The following is a 16,244-nucleotide window of genomic DNA, read 5'->3' as shown; positions in this document are numbered from 1 at the left end:
AAGTGTACGGCTCTCATCCACAAGGTGCGATAACACAAGGTCGCAACCCAGCTCCTAGCTTCTTACAAGGGGCAAGTACCACACTTGCCGACATGAGCGACAACTCCCCGCCGCCGCCGTACGGGCCCCAGCCCGGCTCCCAGCCCGGGTACGGCCCACAGCCCGGCTCCCAGCCGGGTTACGGGCCTCAGCCCGGCTCGCAGCCCGGCTACGGCCCTCAGCCCGGGTCCCAGCCCGGCTACGGCCAGCCGCCGCCTCAATACGGCCCGCCACCGCAGTACGGGCCCCCGCCTCAGTACGGCCCGCCGCCCCAATACGGCCCACCTCCTCAGTACGGACAGTACGGCCAACAACCCCAATTCCCCGCGCGAATCGACTCGAAAGCCATCAAACCGCGACTTTGGTGGATCGCTCTCGTCTGGGGCATCGCCGTGGCCTGCACCATCGCAGGCGTCGTCCTGTTCACCAACGGCATCGTCAGCAGCGTCAGCAACATCGCCCCCACCAAGACGTTCGCGTCCGGCGAAACCGTGACGGTGCCCATCGACCCGGCGAACAAACCCGCCGTCTACCTCTCCAGCGACACCGCCGTCCACTACGAGTGCCAGATCTCGAACGGAGCCAGGCTCGCCAAGACCACCGGCACCCAGACGGTCACGTCCGGGTCCGTCAAGTGGGAGCAGATCCTCGTGATCAACGCGCCCAGCAGGGGCGACTACCAGCTGTCCTGCACCACCCAGGAACAGGCCGACGTGCGGTACGGCGTGGGCCGCGAGCTGACCTCGGCCGCGGGCGGCATCGCCGGCGGGGTGATGGCGCTCATCCTGATCCCCGGGGCGGGACTGCTCGTCGCCATCGCCGGCACCATCATCGTGCTGGTCCGCCGCAGCGGCGCGCGCAAGCGCCTTGCGGTCGGCGGGTGATTTGCTACGGTCCCCGTGTGTACGAGGGCGATGTGCTGGCGGGGAATTGGCGGCGGCCGGGCAAGGGCAAGATCCCGAAGGTGCCGGCCGAGTTGGACCTCGTCGTGGAGGACGCCGACAGCGGCTTCTGCGGCGCGGTGGTGGCCTGCGACAAGGAGGCCGTCACGCTCGAAGACCGGTTCGGCAAGCGCCGGCTGTTCCCGCTCGCGCCCGCCGCGTTCCTGCTGGAGGGCAAGACCGTGACGCTGGTACGCCCGACGGCGGCCCCGGCGGGGCCCAGGCGCAGCGCGTCGGGTTCGATCGCCGTGGAGGGGCTGCGGGCGAGGGTCGCCCGGGAGAGTCGCATCTACGTGGAGGGCGTGCACGACGCCGCCCTGGTGGAGAAGATCTGGGGCCATGACCTGCGGGTCGAGGGAGTCGTGGTCGAATACCTGGAGGGCGTGGACCATCTGCCGGCCATCGTGGCGGAGTTCGGCCCCGAGCCGGGGCGCCGGCTGGGGGTGCTGGTGGACCACCTCGTGCCCGGCTCCAAGGAGAGCAGGATCGCCGCCGAGATCACCTCGCCGGACGTGCTCGTCGTGGGGCATCCGTTCATCGACATCTGGCAGGCGGTCAAGCCGTCCGTGCTGCGCATTCCCGCCTGGCCCGCGGTGCCGCGCGGGGTGCCGTGGAAAGAGGGCGTGATCGCCGCCCTGGGCTGGCGCATGGAGCCCCCGGAGGCGTGGCGGCGGATCCTCGGGGCCGTCTCCACGTACACAGACCTGGAGCCGGAACTGCTCGGCCGGGTCGAGGAACTGATCGACTTCGTTACGGAGGCATCATGAGCCAGGGCCCGCCGCAACCGCCGCCGGACGACGACGCCACCCGCTTCGTCCCCCCGTCGAGCATCCCGCCCGGCCAGGGCTCCGGCCCCCAGCAGCCCAGCTCCTACGGACAGCCTGGGGTTTACGGCCAGCAGCCCGGCTCCGAGCCCCATTACGGCCAGCCGGGGTACGGCCAGCAGCCAGGGTCCCAGCCCGGCTACGGCCAACCGCCCTACGGGCAACCCGGCTACGGGCAACCCGGCCAGGGCCAGCCCGGCTACGGCCAGCCCGGTTATGGCCAGCCCGGCTACGGCCAGCCCGGCTATGGCGGGCAGCAGTCCCAGGGTTACGGCCCTCCCCCGCCCGGTTACGGCTCCGCGCCGCAGCCGCCCGGCTACGGGTACGGCGCGCCCGGCGAGCCGTACGTCCCCGGCAGGTTCGGCCCCCGTCCGGGCACCGACGACACCACCATGGCGATGCTCTCTCACGTGCTCGGCCTGGTGGTCTCCTGGGTCGGCCCGCTGATCATCTACCTGATGAAGAAGGACGAGTCCCCCTACGTCAGGGATCAGGCGGCGGAGGCGCTCAACTTCCAGATCACGATGTTCATCGGCTACGTCGTGGCCGGCTTCCTGACGATCATCTTCATCGGCCTGCTCCTGCTGCCGGCCATCTGGATCCTGTCCCTGATCTTCCACATCCAGGCCGCCATGGCCACCAACAAGGGCGAGAGGTACCGCTACCCGTTCGCCATCCGCCTGATCACCTAGACCAGCAGATCCCTGATCAGCGCGTCGGCCAGCAGCCGTCCCTGGAGCGTGAGCACCATGAGGCCCGACCTGAACGGCCCGGGCTCCAGCAGGCCGCGTGCCAGCGCGCTCGCCACGGCCGGGCGCGCGGCCGGGGCCACGTCGGCCAGCGGGTAGCCGGACGACAGCCGCAGCTCCAGCATCAGCCGCTCGGCCGCCCGGTCGTCGTCGCCGAGCACCTCACGCGCGTGGGCGGGCGACGCGCCCGCGGCCAGCCGCTGGGCGTAGGCGGCCGGGTGCTTGACGTTCCACCAGCGGGTGCCGCCGACGTGGCTGTGGGCGCCGGGCCCGGCGGCCCACCAGTCGCCGCCGGTCCAGTAGAGGAGGTTGTGGCGGCAGCGGGCCCGGTCGGAGGTGGCCCAGTTGGACACCTCGTACCAGTCGAACCCGGCCTGGGACAGCAGCTCGTCGGCGATCAGGTAGCGGTCGGCGGCCACGTCGTCGTCGGGCATGGGCAGCTCACCGCGCCGGATCCTGGCCGCCAGCCTGGTGCCCTCCTCGACGATCAGCGAGTACGCGGACACGTGGTCGGGCCCGGCCTCGATCGCGGCGGTCAGCGAGGCCCGCCAGTCGTCGTCGGACTCGCCGGGCGTGCTGTAGATCAGATCGAGGTTGACGTGCTCGAACCCGGCCTGCCTCGCCTCCTTGACGGCCGCCGCCGCCCTGCCGGGGGTGTGCCGGCGGTCGAGCACCTGGAGAACGTGCTCGGCCGCGCTCTGCATGCCGAAGCTGACCCGGTTGAAGCCGCCCTGCCGGAGCTTGTCGAGGTAGGCGGGGTCGACGGACTCGGGGTTGGCCTCCGTGGTCACCTCGGCCCCCGCGCTCAGCCCGAACTCCGAGTCGATCGCGGCCAGGATCCTGGCCAGGTCTTCCGGGGGGAGCAGCGTGGGCGTGCCACCGCCGAAGAACACCGTCTCCACCGGCAGCTCGGCCTGGCCCAGGACGCGGCGCGCGAGGCGGATCTCCTCGACGACGGTGTCCGCGTAGTCCCGGTGCGAGGCGCCGGGGCCCAGCTCGGCAGCGGTGTAGGTGTTGAAGTCGCAGTAGCCGCAGCGGGTCACGCAGAACGGTACGTGCACATAGAAGCCGAACGGACGCTCGCCGAGGCCCCTCAGGGCGCTGTCGGGCAGCTCGCCCGAAGCGGGCACGGGATCGCCGTCAGGCAGGGTGGATGGCACCCCTTCAGTGTGCCGGGTGTTCGAGGGTGCTATCGAACTGCAACCCCCGAGAGGTTCACTACCTGGGAGGGAGTTGATCACATGGCCGGCATCGGCATCGTGGGCGCGGGAATCTCGGGGCTGACCCTCGCCCTGCGCCTGCAGCAGCTCGGCGTCGAGGCCACGCTCTACAGCGAGCGGGACGCCGCTTCCCTGCGCTCGGGGCGGCTGCCCAACACGGTGAGCAGGATGGGGCACACCCTGGCGCGGGAGCGGGAGCTGGGCAGCGAGCACTACCGGGATCCCGCCTGCCTGATGGGATCCGCCAGGCTCTCGATCAAGGGGGATCCGCCGCTGGAGTTCCTGGCCAGGATCTCCGAGCCGTTCCACGCGGTCGACTTCCGGCTGCTGCTGCCGGCGTACCTGGAGGACTTCACCGGCCGGGGCGGCGAGGTCGTCGTCACCGGCGCGCCGGCGGACGCGGCGCGGATGGACCGCTGGTCCCGGGAGCACGAGCTGATGGTGGTGACGGCCGGGCGGCGTTCGGTGGCGGAGCTGTTCCCGCGCGACCCGGCGCGCTCGCCGTTCGACCGGCCGCAGCGCGTCCTGACGGCCGGATTGTACGGCGGCCTCGACCTCGGCCCCGTGTTCAGCTACAACGTCTCGCCCGGGTGCGGGGAGATCCTCCGCATGCCGATGATGACCAGGGGCGGCGTGGTCTCCGGCGTGCTGGTCGAGGCGGTTCCCGGCGGGCCGCTGGAGGCGCTCTCGCACCTGCCCGCGGCCGAGGTCGCCGGCGAGCTGGCCGGTCTGCTCGCCGAGCACGCGCCGCGGCTGGCCGAGCGGCTGGACGGCGGCTTCGAGCTGCTGGGCGAGGACGACCTGCTGCAGGGGGCGATCACGCCCGTCGTTCGCGAGGCGGTGGCCGAGCTGCCCAGCGGGCGGATCGCGCTGGCCGTCGGCGACGCCTGGATCACCAACGACCCGCTGACCGGCCAGGGCGCGAACCTGGGTTCGGCCTGCGCCTGGATCGCGGCCGACGCCATCGCCGCGGGCGGCCCGTACGACGCCGCCTTCGGCCGCGCCACGGCCGAGCGGATGTGGGAGGCGGCGGCGCCGGTCACCGACTGGACCAACGCGTTCCTGCGGCCGCCGGCCGCGCACGTCGTCACCCTGCTGCTGGCGGCCACGACCAGGCAGGACGTGGCGGACCTGGTCCTCGGCCTGTTCGCGAACCCGGCGTACGCGTGGGCGGTGATCTCGAGCCCCGAGGAGGTGGCGCGGATCGTTGACGGCGGCGGGCCTGCGCCCTACTTTTAGGAAAGTTTCCTATAAATGCACCCCGGGAGTCGCCCCGTGAAGAAGACGATCCTCCTCGCACTCTCGCTCTTACTCGGCTGTACGGCGATCTCCGTGCCCGCCGAGGCCCGCACCGGCTTCAAACGGGTCGCGTACTTCATCCAGTGGGGCGTCTACGGGCGCAACTACCACGTCAAGGACGTGGACGCCACGGGCGCCGCGGCCAAGCTCACGCACCTGAACTACGCGTTCGGGTTCGTGAACGCCGAGGGCGCCTGCTACTCGGCCGACCCGTGGGCGGACTGGCAGCGGCCCGTGCCCGCGGAGCAGAGCGTGGACGGCGTGGCCGACGCGCCCGGCCAGGCCCTGAACGGCAACCTCAACCAGCTCCGCAAGCTCAAGGCCAAGCACCCGGGGCTCAAGGTGCTGATCTCGCTGGGCGGCTGGACCGGCTCCAAGTACTTCTCCGACGCGGTCCTCACCGCCGAGTCCCGCGCCGCGCTGGCCCGCTCCTGCATCGACCTGTGGCTGCGCGGCAACCTGCCGGACCTGCCCGCCGGAGCCGGAGCCGGGGTGTTCGACGGGATCGACCTGGACTGGGAGTGGCCGGGCTCCTCCGGCGCCGAGGGGAACGTCGTGCGGCCGGAGGACAGGCGGAACTTCACGCTGTTCGCGGAGGAACTGCGGGCGCAGCTCACCGCCTTCTCCTCGAGCGCGCAGCTCTCGGCCTTCCTCCCCGCCGCGGCCGCCAAGATCGACACCGGGTTCGAGGTGCGGCGGGTGTTCAGGGCGCTCGACTTCGCCACCGTCCAGGGGTACGACCTGCACGGTACGTGGGAGGCGCAGACCGGGCACAACGGCAACCTCTTCACCGATCGGCGGGATCCGAACCCGGTGCGCTACAGCGTGGACCAGACCGTACGCGACTACCTGTCCCGCGGGGCGCCCGGCCGCAAGATCGTGGTCGGCGTACCCGCGTACGGCCAGGGCTGGACGGGGGTCACCGGCGGCGGCGACGGCCTCTACAAGCCGGCCACCGGCCCCGCCGCCGGGAAGTGGGGGCCCGGGACCGAGGACTACAAGGACCTGGTCACCAAGCCCGGCAAGCGCTACCGGGACCTGCGGACCGGGACGCTGTGGCTGTATGACGGGAACGAGTTCTGGTCGTACGACGATCCGGCGGTGCTGCTGCAGAAGGCGGCGTACATCCGCCTCAAGGGGCTGGGCGGCTCGATGATGTGGTCCATCGACCAGGACGACACCAGAGCCTCCCTCACCTCAGCCCTGTACTCGATCCTCCACTGACCCCACCCAGCTCCGAGCCCTGGCCTGAGCCGGGCGCACACCGCTGCCGCCCGGCCCACCCAGCACCTCCCCACCTGGGGATGTGCGGCTGTCTGGGTTGGCCAGTACGGCCACCCGGTGCATGACCGCCCGCTTGTCGATCGCCGTACGCCCCAGCTTCGACCGCTTGGCTCACGCTTACGGAGACAACGACGATATTTGGACGGCCCGCTCCCCCAGCGACCCGATTACCTCTCACCTCGATCTCCACCCCAGGGTGGAGATCCGCGCACTCAACCCCCGGGCCGATCCGGTACGCCCCGCCGATCCCTACGGTCGAACCCGTGGAACCCATACTGATCACTCCCCTGGTCCTCCTCGCCGTGGTGTTCGTCGTCTACCGCCAGATGAAGACCCGTCCCACCGCCAAGCGGGGCATCCTCTACACCGCCGCCGCCATGATCGTCGCCGGCATCGCATCCGGCGGGGCCATCGATCCCCGGCACCTCGTGCTCAGCATCAGCCTGGTCCTGGTGGAGGCCGCCATCGCCGTCGCCTTGGGCGTGTGGCGGGCGACGACCGTACGGGTGTGGCTGGACGACTCCGGCGTCTCCTGGTCGAAGGCCACGGCCTGGACCATGCTGGTGTGGCTGGCCTCGATCGCCATCCGCGTCGGCCTGTACTTCGCCGGAGGCGCCCTCGGCCTCGAACTCTCCACCGGCGGGATCCTGCTGTTCATCGGCCTCACCATCGGCGCCCAGTCGTACGTCATCGCTCAGAGGGGGCGTGCGCTTTCGAGCACGGCCAGGCGACCGGATACCGTCGTGGGGTGATGCGTGCGCCGTACGGAATCGCCCTCGCGTTGCAGCTCGGGGTGATCGCGCTGCTGATCGTGGCCCAGCTGGGAGCGACCCCCGCACCCGGCCTGACCGGCACCGGACTGGCGATCACCCTCCTGACCGCCGGACTGGGCCTCGCCCTGCTCGCCACCCTGTTCCTGTCCCTCCGCGACCGCCGCACCCAGCCCCATCCCGTCCACCGAGAGACCCCACGGGAAGCCTCACGAGCGACCCGGCAAGAGGGACGACAGGAGGCGCGTCCCGAGAGCCAGTGGGAGGTCCGGCCGGAGGGCCACGCGGAGGGTCGGCGGGCAGGAGGCTCGCTGGCGCAGCCGTTGGCGCCGGCCAGTCCGCCGCGGCCAGAAGTGCCAGTGCCAAGCAGCCCACCGCAGCGGTCCGCGCCAGGCACCCCGACGGCCCCAGGAGCTCCGGAGTCAGGCAGCCGACAGCGACTGGAAGCCCCGACACCGGCCAACCAACCGCAGCCAGAGCCCCCGGCATCCAGCAGCCCGACACCGTCAGCACCAGCAACCGGTGGCCCGGCACCATCGGGATCATCGGAACCCGTCACCCCGGCACCGTCAGGACCAGCAACCAGCGGCCTGACGGTGTCGGGATCGTCGGAACCCGTCGCCCCGGCACCGTCAGGGCACGGCGGCCTGACGCAGCCGGGGTCGCCGACGACCGGCGGTCCGACGCGGCCAGGGTCGCCGACGACCGGCGGCGCGATGCGGCCGGGGCCGGCGGCATCGAGCAGGCTGCGGACGCCGGGTGGCGTGGCGGAGGCGGGCGCGGGCGCCGGGACGGGGACGGGCGCGAGGGCGGGCGCGGGAACGGGCGCGAAGGCGGGCGCGGGAACGGGCGCGAAGGCGGGCGCGAAGGCGGGCGCGGGGGCGGGGTGGGGGGAGTTGCGGGGGCTGCAGGTTTTTGGGGTGCCTGTCGCGTTGATCGCCCTCGCCCTGGCCGTGATCCTCTCCATCGTCCTCAGCACCCTGACCGACGGCGGCGCCGCGATCGGGGCTCTGCTCATCTGCGTCAGCCTGGCCGTGACCCGCTTCACCCTGCGCCAAGCACTGCCGATCGGCCTGCTGGCCGTCGGGGGCCTGGTCGTGGCGGGGGCGATCGTCGGCAACCCGGCCCGCGACCTCCCCCTCGTCCTCAGCACCTGCCTGATCTTCCTGCTCTCGTACGCGGCCAGGCAGCGCAAGGCCACCAGGGCCGCCGAGGCGCGGGAGGCCGTGCTCGCGGAGCGGGCCAGGATCGCCAGGGAGATCCACGACATCCTCGCCCACTCCCTCTCGGCCCAGCTCGTCCACCTGGAGGGTGCCAAGCTGCTGCTGCGCGCCGAGCGGACGGCCGAGGCGCTCGATCGGGTCACCCAGGCCCGCGACCTGGCCAAGTCTGGGCTCGACGAGGCCAGGCGTGCGGTGCAGGCGCTGCGCGAGGACCCGCCCGCGCTCCCCGTGGCGCTGCGCACGCTGGCGGACGACTTCGAGAGCGCCGCCCACCAGACCTGCACGCTGCGCGTCTGCGGCCCCGAGCACCGCCTGCCGCCGGAGACGGAGCTCGCCCTGGTGCGCACCGCCCAGGAGGCCCTCACGAACGTACGCCGCCACGCCCCCGGCAGCCCGGCCACGGTCGAGCTCGAGTTTGACCGGCTCTGGTGCGAGCTGCGCATCACCAACCCGGCCTCCCCCGAGAAGGGCTCGCCCGGGGGCGGCTACGGTCTCGTGGGCATGCGTGAACGGGCCGAGCTGCTCGGCGGGACGCTGTCGGCAGGCGAACGCGACGGAGGCTTCCAGGTGCGCCTGAAGGTGCCGGCATGACCGAGGGCGCCCGGATGACCAGGGTCATCGTGGTGGACGACCAGGCCGTGGTGCGCGAGGGCCTGGTGCTGCTGCTCGGGCTGCTGCCGGACATCGAGGTGGTCGGCTCGGCCGGCGACGGCGAGGCGGCGCTGCGGCTGGTCGGGGAGCGGCGGCCGGACGTGGTGCTCATGGACCTGCGCATGCCCCGCATGGACGGCGTGGAGGCCACCGCCCGCATCCGCGCCGAGTTTCCGGGCACCCAGGTCGTGGTGCTCACCACGTACTCCGACGACGAGTCCGTCTTCGCGGCGCTGAGAGCGGGCGCGCGCGGTTTCCTCACCAAGGACGCGGACGCCGACGACATCGCCAGGGCCGTCGCCACGGTGAAGCGCGGCGACGCCCAACTCGACCCCACCGTCCAACGCCGCCTCCTGGACACCATGTCGGTGCCCCCGAGGCAACCCCCGGCCACAACCGGAAACACCCCTCCTCCTCCTCCTGGAATCGTCCGTGACGGGCTCCCCGACGGGCTGACCCCGCGCGAGGGCGAGGTGCTGGCCCTCATCGCCGACGGCCTCTCGAACACCGAGATCGCCGCCCGCCTCTACATCTCGGAGGCCACCGTCAAGACCCACATCAACAACCTCTTCGCCAAGGCGGGACTGCGGGACCGCGCCCAGGCCGTCTCCTACGCCTTCCGGCACGGAGTGGCGCGCCCCCAGTGAGCCGGCCGATCAGGGACGCCTGAGCTGGGACTCGCCGTCGAACCCGGCCAGTTGTAACAACGTCTCCAACGCCGCCTGCCTGGTCTCCTCGACGGAGTCACCCCGTTCGCCGAAACACTCCGCCGCCACGTCGAGCAGCGCCGCCACCACGGCCGCGTCGGGATAGGGCACGTCGACGAGCACGGTGCCGTCGCCTCCCTCCTCCCCCGGAGCCAGGTGGAGCCTCAGCAGCCGCCGAGTCTCCTCAGCCACAGCCACCCCCAACACGGCGGCACGCTCGAATCGCTCAGAAGCAATCACGTCACCCTCCAGTCGCACAGGTGTTCGGAATAGAAGGTAGGCGATGGCACCGACAGAAAATCGTCGCGATCAGCCGCGCGCCCGGCTGGCTAGGCTCGAACCGTGTACGACTCGATCATCAGCGTTCACGACCTCACGGTCGAACTCGGCGGCAACCCCGTGCTGCGGGACATGGAGCTGACCGTGTCACCGGGCGAGATCGTGGCGGTCGTCGGCCCGAACGGGAGCGGCAAGTCGACCCTCCTGCGCTGCCTGGCGGGGCTCCAGCCGGCGACCTCCGGCCAGGTCAGGGTGTTCGGGGAGCCACCGGCCGATGACGCCGCCTTCTGGCGCCGGGTGGCGATGCTCGGCGACGAGCCCGCCTGGTATCCGGGGCTCACCGCCCGCGAGCACCTGGAGCTCATGGGAGCCGTGCACGCCGAGGCGCGGATGGAGGTGGAGGCGGCGCTGGAGGTGTTCGCGCTGGTGGAGCGGGCGGACGCGCCGCCGCTGAACCTGTCCACCGGGCAGCGCCAGCGTCTCTCCCTGGCCTCCGCGCTGCTCAGGCCGAGCACGTTGCTGCTGCTCGACGAGCCGGAACGCGGCCTGGACGCCGGTTTCCGGGGCCGGCTGGGCGATCTGCTCGAGGAGTACGCGAGTGAGGGAGGCACCGTGGTGATGGCCACGCACGATCATGGCCTGGCCGGCCGCGCCCGCCAGGTCTCACCGTCAGGGGTGGACGCATGAGCGGAGCCGACGCGCCCCCCGCCGTCGGGGATGGCCGCATGAGCGGAGCCGACGTACCCCCACCGTCGGGAGTGGGCGCGTGAGCGGGGCGGCGGGCAGTGTGCGGGTGGTGCGGGCGTATCTCCGCTCGCGTGGCCCGGCCCGCGGCGGCCTGCTCGATCGGTACGTCGCCGGGTTCGGGCTGGCGATGCTCGCCGCCGTGCTCGGCCAGCCGCTCACCACCGTGCTCCAAGGGCTGGCCGGAGCCGCCGATCCCGCCCGCGTGAGCGCCGGAGCGGCCCTGCTCGCGCTGGCGCTGGCCGGTTTCCTGGCCGCGGCCCGCGCGGCGGGACCCGTGATGCTGCCCGCCCCCGACGCCTCCTGGCTGCTGCCCTCGCCGCTGAACCGGCGGCACCTGCTCGGGCGAACGGCTCGGGTGCTGCTCGCGGTGGCGGTGGCGGCCGGGCTGCTGCTCGGGCTGGGGCTGGTCGCCGTGCTGGGCGCCCCGGACCAGCTCGTGTGGCGCCTGCTCGGCGCGCTGGTGGTGGGCGTCTCGGCGACCGCGGGCGGGATGGCCCTGGCCGTGCTCGGTCAGGCGTCCCAGTCGTGGCAGGTCTGGCTGACGGCCGCGACGGTCGCGCTGCTGGTGGCCGCCGTCGTGACCGTCAGCGGCCAGCTGCGCACGGTCCTCGCCGTCGCCGCGAGCGCTCCCCTGTCGGCGGTGGCCGTCGCCGCGGCCCTCGCGGCGGCGTCCTCCACCCTGCTGGTACGCCACGCGTGGGCGTCGCTCGACCGGATCCCCACCCGTACCCTCGTCACCGCCTCGACCCGGGCGGGCCACGTCGCGGACGCGGCCGTCGGCCTCGACCCCGAAGTGCTCACCTGGATCGCGGAGGACAACCACTGGCGGGCCAGGAAGCTCAGCTCGCGGCGGTGGCCGTCGCTGCCCGCGCCCCTCGCGCTGGCCTGGCACGACTGGCGCCGGGTGGGCCGCAGGCCGGGACGCCTGGGGGTCATGTTCGCGATGTCCGCGTTGCCCGCCGTGCTGGCGCAGGCGGGCGGCGCTCCGGTGACGCTCGGAGCGGCCGTGCTGGCGGGTTCGCTGGCCGTGGCGGCGATGAGCGTGTCGGGGGCGCGCAGGGACGGCGACAATCCGGCCCTGTCCAGGCTGCTCGGCGTGGACCGTCGCCAGGCGCTCGCGGCCCGCGCGGTGCTGCCCATGCTGCTGGGCGGCGCGTGGGCGACCCTCGGGCTGGCCGCCCTGAGCGTGGGCGGCGCGCTGCCGGGCGCGTGGTGGCTGTTCGGGCCACTGGCGGCCCCCACGCTGGCCGCGGCCGCGCTGCGGATGGCCAGGAGGGGTCCGATCGACCATTCCATGCCGATCATCGACACCCCGGGCGGCGCGATCCCGACCGGGCCGCTGCGGTGGGCGCTCACCGGGGTGGACCTGGCCGTGCTCGGGTGCCTGCCCGCCGTCGCCGCGCTGCTGTCCCCGCCGGGCCCGCTGGGCGGCTTCCTGGCGGCTCAGGCCGCCGCGGGCGCTCTGGTGCTGGTGGGGTACGTAATCCGAAATCGCGGGTAGGGCGCTCAGGCCACGTACACGACGCTCTCGACGCCCCCGTACGGGATCGTCCCGTCCCTGCGCATGCCCGCCCGCTCCGCCACCTTCAGCGAGGCCAGGTTGTCGGGCCGGATGACCGCGACGACGGTCCCGAGCTCCTTGCCGACCCGCAGCGCCGCCTCCACGAGCTCCCCCGCGTACCCGTGACCCCAGGCGGACGGCCGGAACCGGTAGTAAAGGTTCAGCACCTCGTCTCCGCCGACGATCGCGCGGCGCAGTCCCCCGAACCCGAGCACCTCCGACCCGCCGATCGCCCGCGCGGCCCAGTAGCCGATGCCGCGCTCGGCCCAGTCGGCGAGCCACAGGTCCAGCATGGCGCGGCTGGACACCAGGTCGACGCTGGGGCCCCCGGGGTTGTACACATTGGTACGGGGGTCGGAGTGAAGCTCATGGACAGCGGTTAGATCGTCGAGCGTGACCCGAGAAAGGACCATGCGCGCGGTTTGCACCACTTCCATGCTTTCAGGGTAGTCGCCTACCCCGAAAGCCCTACTTCTTCTTGTCGGTGGACGACTCGGTGGACAGCGCGGCGACGAAGGCCTCCTGGGGCACCTCCACGCGCCCGACCATCTTCATCCGCTTCTTGCCTTCCTTCTGCTTCTCCAGCAGCTTCCGCTTACGGGAGATGTCACCGCCGTAGCACTTGGCCAGGACGTCCTTGCGGATGGCGCGGATGTTCTCGCGGGCGATGACCCGGGCCCCGATGGCGGCCTGGATCGGCACCTCGAACTGCTGCCTGGGGATCAGCTCGCGCAGCTTCTTCGCCATGTCGACGCCGTACGTGTAGGCCTTGTCCTTGTGGACGATGGCGCTGAACGCGTCGACCGGCTCGCCCTGCAGCAGGATGTCCACCTTGACCAGGTCGGCCTCCTGCTCGCCGGCGGGCTCGTAGTCGAGCGAGGCGTAGCCGCGGGTGCGCGACTTGAGCTGGTCGAAGAAGTCGAAGATGATCTCGCCCAGCGGCAGCGTGTAGCGGATCTCGACCCGGTCCTCCGACAGGTAGTCCATGCCGAGCAGCTGGCCGCGCCGCCCCTGGCAGATCTCCATGATCGCCCCGATGAACTCGGACGGCGCCAGGATCGTCGACTTGGTGACCGGCTCGAAGACCTGCGCGATCTTCCCGCCCGTGGGGAACTCCGACGGGTTGGTGACGGTGAGCTCCTTGCCGTCCTCCATGACCACGCGGTAGACCACGTTGGGCGCCGTGGAGATCAGCGACAGGCCGAACTCGCGCTCCAGCCGCTCCCGCACGATCTCCATGTGCAGCAGCCCCAGGAACCCGACCCGGAACCCGAACCCGAGCGCCGCCGACGTCTCCGGCTCGTAGACCAGCGCCGCGTCGTTGAGCTGCAGCTTGTCGAGGGCCTCGCGCAGCTCGGGGTATTCGTCGCCGTCGATCGGGTAGAGCCCCGAGAACACCATCGGCTTGGGGTGCTCGTAGCCCGCCAGCATCTCCTGGGCGGGCTTGGCCGACGAGGTGACCGTGTCACCCACGCGCGACTGGCGCACGTCCTTGACGCCGGTGATCAGGTAGCCCACCTCGCCGACGCCGAGCCCCAGGTCGGAGGTCTTGGGCTCGGGCGAGATGACGCCGATCTCGAGCGTCTCGTGGGTGGCGGCGGTGGACATCATGAGGATGCGCTCGCGCTTGCTCAGGTGGCCGTCCACGACCCGCACGTACGTGACGACGCCGCGGTAGGTGTCGTAGACGGAGTCGAAGATCAGCGCCCGGGCCGCCGCGTCGGCGACGCCGACGGGGGCGGGCACCTCCTGGACCACGTGGTCGAGCAGCTCGCGCACGCCCTCGCCGGTCTTGCCGGACACCTTGAGCACGTCGGACGGGTCGCAGCCGATCAGCCCCGCCAGCTCCTCGGCGAACTTCTCCGGCTGCGCCGCCGGCAGGTCGATCTTGTTGAGGACGGGGATGATGTGCAGGTCGGCGTTCATGGCCAGGTAGAGGTTGGCCAGCGTCTGCGCCTCGATGCCCTGGGCCGCGTCTACCAGCAGGATCGCGCCCTCGCACGCCTGCAGCGACCGGGACACCTCGTAGGTGAAGTCGACGTGGCCGGGCGTGTCGATCATGTTGAGCACGTGGCCGTCCCACGGCAGCCGCACGGCCTGCGACTTGATCGTGATGCCGCGTTCGCGCTCGATGTCCATCCTGTCGAGGTACTGAGCACGCATGGAGCGGTCGTCGACCACGCCGGTGATCTGCAGCATCCGGTCGGCAAGGGTCGACTTGCCATGGTCGATGTGCGCGATGATGCAGAAGTTGCGGATCAACGCGGGGTCGGTCTGGCCAGGCTGAGTGCGCACCGAAGTCCGTTTCGACAGGGTTGAGGTCAAGCAGTCTTTCATGGTGACATGCCCGGGTGACTGCCCGAACCGTCATCCGCCGCGGCCTGCGCCTGCTCGCGCTTGCCTTGGCCATCGTGGCCGCGCTGGTCGGCCTCCTCGCCGCCGCGCTCCGGCTCCAGTTTACCGGTGCGCCGGCGGCCTGGGCGAAGAGCACGGGCAACGACGCGCTCTGGCTGGGCCACGCGTGGGTGGACGGCCGCCGCACGGAGCGTGACGTCGAGCAGTTGGCGGTACGGCTGCGCGCCACCGGGATCAAGGACGTGTACGTCCACTCCGGCCCTTTCAACTGGGACGGCACCTTAAGCCCAGACAAATACCCCAACGCCGGAAATTTCGTGAAATGGTTTCGCGAGCGCCTCCCCGCGGTCCGCATCTCCGCCTGGCTCGGCCAGTCCGTCAAGAACGGCCTCGACCTCGACGACCCCAAGTCCCGCGAGAACGTCCTGTCCGGCGTCGCCGCCATCATGAAACAGGGCTACGACGGCATCCACTACAACTTCGAGCCGATCGGCGACGGCGACACCGAGTTCCTGGAGCTGCTGGAGCGCACCCGCCGGCACACCGCCCTGCTGTCCGCCTCCACCCCGCAGATCGAGCCGTACCCGGGCCTGCGCCTGACCGCCAGGGCCGTGCTGGCGCACGACAAGTACTGGTCCCAGGGCTACTTCAAGCAGGTCGTGGACCGCGTGGACCAGGTCGCCGTCATGACGTACGACTCCTTCACCCCGCTGCAGTCCCTCTACGGCGGCTACGTCGCCCGCCAGTCCGAGCTGGCCCTGGACCTGGTGCCCGCCGCCAAGGCCCTCTACATCGGCGCCCCGGCCTACCACGACCACGGCGTGCCCTGGCTCGACAACGCCGAGAGCGTCGCCATGGCCGCCGAGGGCGCCCGGCTCGCGCTGTCGGAGCACGGCCGCCGCGAGCGCTTCGGCCTGGCCCTCTATGTGGACTTCGCCGCCACGGAGGAGGACTGGCGTGAGTACGCCACGCGGTGGGTAATCGGCTAACCTGGGGCTTTCGGGCGCCGAGCATCGGAAACGCCGATGCTCCACCACGCGGTTGATTTGAGAGCCAACCTGAGTTATTGGTATCCTGTTCAACTGCGTGTGGCGCGCCCTCTCTCGAGCCCGCGCGCCCCATCCATCACCCAGACTTTCACCGAGGCTTCTTCGTGGCGAACATCAAGTCCCAGATCAAGCGCAACAAGCAGAACGAGAAGGCTCGCCTGCGCAACAAGGCGGTCAAGTCCTCTCTGAAGACGGCTGTCCGCAAGTTCCGCGAGGCCGCCGAGCAGGGCGACGCCGCGCAGGCCGCCGTGCTGCAGCGGGCCGCCGCCCGCCAGCTCGACAAGGCCGTCAGCAAGGGCGTCATCCACAAGAACCAGGCCGCCAACCGCAAGTCCGCGATCGCCAAGCAGGCCGCGTCGCTGGCCGCCAAGTAAGCCGGCCGCCAAGCGGAACGCCTGGCACAGGAAACGCCGCACTCCCTCCGGGGGTGCGGCGTTCTCGTTTTCGCACCCTTTTGTCACAGTTTCGATATCACACGGCCGTATCGGGTGCGTCACCGTTCCAGAGATCACCTTGCCCCGTCGCCCAGCCCTGCCCGAAGGTGCA

General features: G+C 71.5%; 16 protein-coding genes. 12 read left to right on the top strand and 4 right to left on the bottom strand.

What is annotated here, in order from left to right; genetic code table 11:
* Positions 1 to 92: 92 nt before the first annotated feature.
* The 3 genes from HD596_RS62050 to HD596_RS25960 are packed head-to-tail and all read left to right on the top strand — an operon-like array spanning position 93 to position 2,496.
* Positions 93 to 923, top strand: a complete 831-nt coding sequence (locus HD596_RS62050) for a hypothetical protein (protein ID WP_246554833.1) — start codon at positions 93 to 95, stop codon at positions 921 to 923.
* A 17-nt stretch (positions 924 to 940) separates the two neighbouring features.
* Positions 941 to 1,747, top strand: coding sequence for a DUF3097 domain-containing protein (locus tag HD596_RS25965; protein WP_185071915.1), 807 nt, complete (start codon positions 941 to 943; stop codon positions 1,745 to 1,747).
* On the top strand, positions 1,744 to 2,496 hold the full coding sequence (locus HD596_RS25960; RefSeq protein WP_185071914.1) for a DUF4870 domain-containing protein: 753 nt from the start codon (positions 1,744 to 1,746) through the stop codon (positions 2,494 to 2,496). Before HD596_RS25965 ends, HD596_RS25960 begins: the two co-directional genes overlap by 4 nt.
* Here the strand turns inward: HD596_RS25960 and hemW are convergent.
* Complete coding sequence (hemW, locus tag HD596_RS25955; protein WP_185071913.1) at positions 2,493 to 3,713, bottom strand: radical SAM family heme chaperone HemW; 1,221 nt, start codon at positions 3,711 to 3,713, stop codon at positions 2,493 to 2,495. The two genes, HD596_RS25960 and hemW, sit on opposite strands and share 4 nt — an antisense overlap.
* Positions 3,714 to 3,794: 81 nt before the next feature.
* Here hemW and HD596_RS25950 point away from each other — a divergent pair, with 81 nt between their 5' ends.
* The 5 genes from HD596_RS25950 (at position 3,795) to HD596_RS25930 (ending at position 9,647) form a co-directional block, all read left to right on the top strand.
* Positions 3,795 to 5,012 carry a styrene monooxygenase/indole monooxygenase family protein gene (locus HD596_RS25950; RefSeq protein ID WP_185078728.1) on the top strand — a complete coding sequence of 406 codons (1,218 nt, stop codon included), beginning with the start codon at positions 3,795 to 3,797 and terminating at the stop codon, positions 5,010 to 5,012.
* Between the two features lie 36 nt (positions 5,013 to 5,048).
* A complete protein-coding gene (locus tag HD596_RS25945; RefSeq protein WP_313044695.1) occupies positions 5,049 to 6,296 on the top strand; it encodes a glycoside hydrolase family 18 protein in 1,248 nt (415 codons plus the stop codon).
* Positions 6,297 to 6,619: 323 nt separating this feature from the next.
* Complete coding sequence (locus tag HD596_RS25940; protein ID WP_185071911.1) at positions 6,620 to 7,108, top strand: hypothetical protein; 489 nt, start codon at positions 6,620 to 6,622, stop codon at positions 7,106 to 7,108.
* Between the two features lie 734 nt (positions 7,109 to 7,842).
* Complete coding sequence (locus HD596_RS25935; RefSeq protein WP_185071910.1) at positions 7,843 to 8,940, top strand: sensor histidine kinase; 1,098 nt, start codon at positions 7,843 to 7,845, stop codon at positions 8,938 to 8,940.
* Positions 8,937 to 9,647 carry a response regulator transcription factor gene (locus tag HD596_RS25930; RefSeq protein WP_185071909.1) on the top strand — a complete coding sequence of 237 codons (711 nt, stop codon included), beginning with the start codon at positions 8,937 to 8,939 and terminating at the stop codon, positions 9,645 to 9,647. The genes HD596_RS25935 and HD596_RS25930 overlap by 4 nt, the downstream gene beginning before the upstream one ends.
* A 9-nt stretch (positions 9,648 to 9,656) precedes the next feature.
* Here the strand turns inward: HD596_RS25930 and HD596_RS25925 are convergent, their stop codons facing one another.
* Entirely contained in the window at positions 9,657 to 9,899 is a 243-nt protein-coding gene (locus HD596_RS25925) for a hypothetical protein (RefSeq protein WP_185071908.1), read from the bottom strand.
* 150 nt (positions 9,900 to 10,049) lie between these two features.
* Here HD596_RS25925 and ccmA point away from each other — a divergent pair, with 150 nt between their 5' ends.
* A complete protein-coding gene (ccmA, locus tag HD596_RS25920) occupies positions 10,050 to 10,673 on the top strand; it encodes a heme ABC exporter ATP-binding protein CcmA (protein WP_185071907.1) in 624 nt (207 codons plus the stop codon).
* Between the two features lie 79 nt (positions 10,674 to 10,752).
* Entirely contained in the window at positions 10,753 to 12,234 is a 1,482-nt protein-coding gene (locus tag HD596_RS25915) for a DUF6297 family protein (protein ID WP_185071906.1), read from the top strand.
* Positions 12,235 to 12,239: 5 nt separating this feature from the next.
* On the opposite strand, the gene HD596_RS25910 is transcribed toward HD596_RS25915, so the two are convergent.
* Both HD596_RS25910 and lepA read right to left on the bottom strand, forming a co-directional pair.
* Positions 12,240 to 12,731, bottom strand: a complete 492-nt coding sequence (locus HD596_RS25910; RefSeq protein ID WP_246554819.1) for a GNAT family N-acetyltransferase — start codon at positions 12,729 to 12,731, stop codon at positions 12,240 to 12,242.
* A 31-nt stretch (positions 12,732 to 12,762) separates the two neighbouring features.
* Complete coding sequence (lepA, locus tag HD596_RS25905) at positions 12,763 to 14,589, bottom strand: translation elongation factor 4 (RefSeq protein ID WP_185071905.1); 1,827 nt, start codon at positions 14,587 to 14,589, stop codon at positions 12,763 to 12,765.
* A 56-nt stretch (positions 14,590 to 14,645) separates the two neighbouring features.
* Here lepA and HD596_RS25900 point away from each other — a divergent pair, with 56 nt between their 5' ends.
* Both HD596_RS25900 and rpsT read left to right on the top strand, forming a co-directional pair.
* Entirely contained in the window at positions 14,646 to 15,638 is a 993-nt protein-coding gene (locus HD596_RS25900; protein WP_185071904.1) for a glycoside hydrolase family 18 protein, read from the top strand.
* Between the two features lie 164 nt (positions 15,639 to 15,802).
* Positions 15,803 to 16,072, top strand: coding sequence for a 30S ribosomal protein S20 (rpsT, locus tag HD596_RS25895; RefSeq protein ID WP_185071903.1), 270 nt, complete (start codon positions 15,803 to 15,805; stop codon positions 16,070 to 16,072).
* Positions 16,073 to 16,244: the final 172 nt, after the last annotated feature.

The organism is Nonomuraea jabiensis (genome assembly GCF_014204795.1).
GTDB classification, from domain to species: Bacteria; Actinomycetota; Actinomycetes; order Streptosporangiales; family Streptosporangiaceae; genus Nonomuraea; species Nonomuraea jabiensis.
This window is presented reverse-complemented; position numbering and strand designations above follow the sequence as displayed.

Bases quoted from the DNA above. Each gene is read 5' to 3' on its own strand.
- HD596_RS62050 (WP_246554833.1), top strand. From the start codon at position 93: ATGAGCGACAACTCCCCGCCGCCGCCGTACGGGCCCCAGCCCGGCTCC.
- HD596_RS25960 (WP_185071914.1), top strand. From the start codon at position 1,744: ATGAGCCAGGGCCCGCCGCAACCGCCGCCGGACGACGACGCCACCCGC.
- HD596_RS25950 (WP_185078728.1), top strand. From the start codon at position 3,795: ATGGCCGGCATCGGCATCGTGGGCGCGGGAATCTCGGGGCTGACCCTC.
- HD596_RS25935 (WP_185071910.1), top strand. From the start codon at position 7,843: ATGCGGCCGGGGCCGGCGGCATCGAGCAGGCTGCGGACGCCGGGTGGC.
- HD596_RS25930 (WP_185071909.1), top strand. From the start codon at position 8,937: ATGACCGAGGGCGCCCGGATGACCAGGGTCATCGTGGTGGACGACCAG.
- HD596_RS25910 (WP_246554819.1), bottom strand. From the start codon at position 12,731: ATGGAAGTGGTGCAAACCGCGCGCATGGTCCTTTCTCGGGTCACGCTC.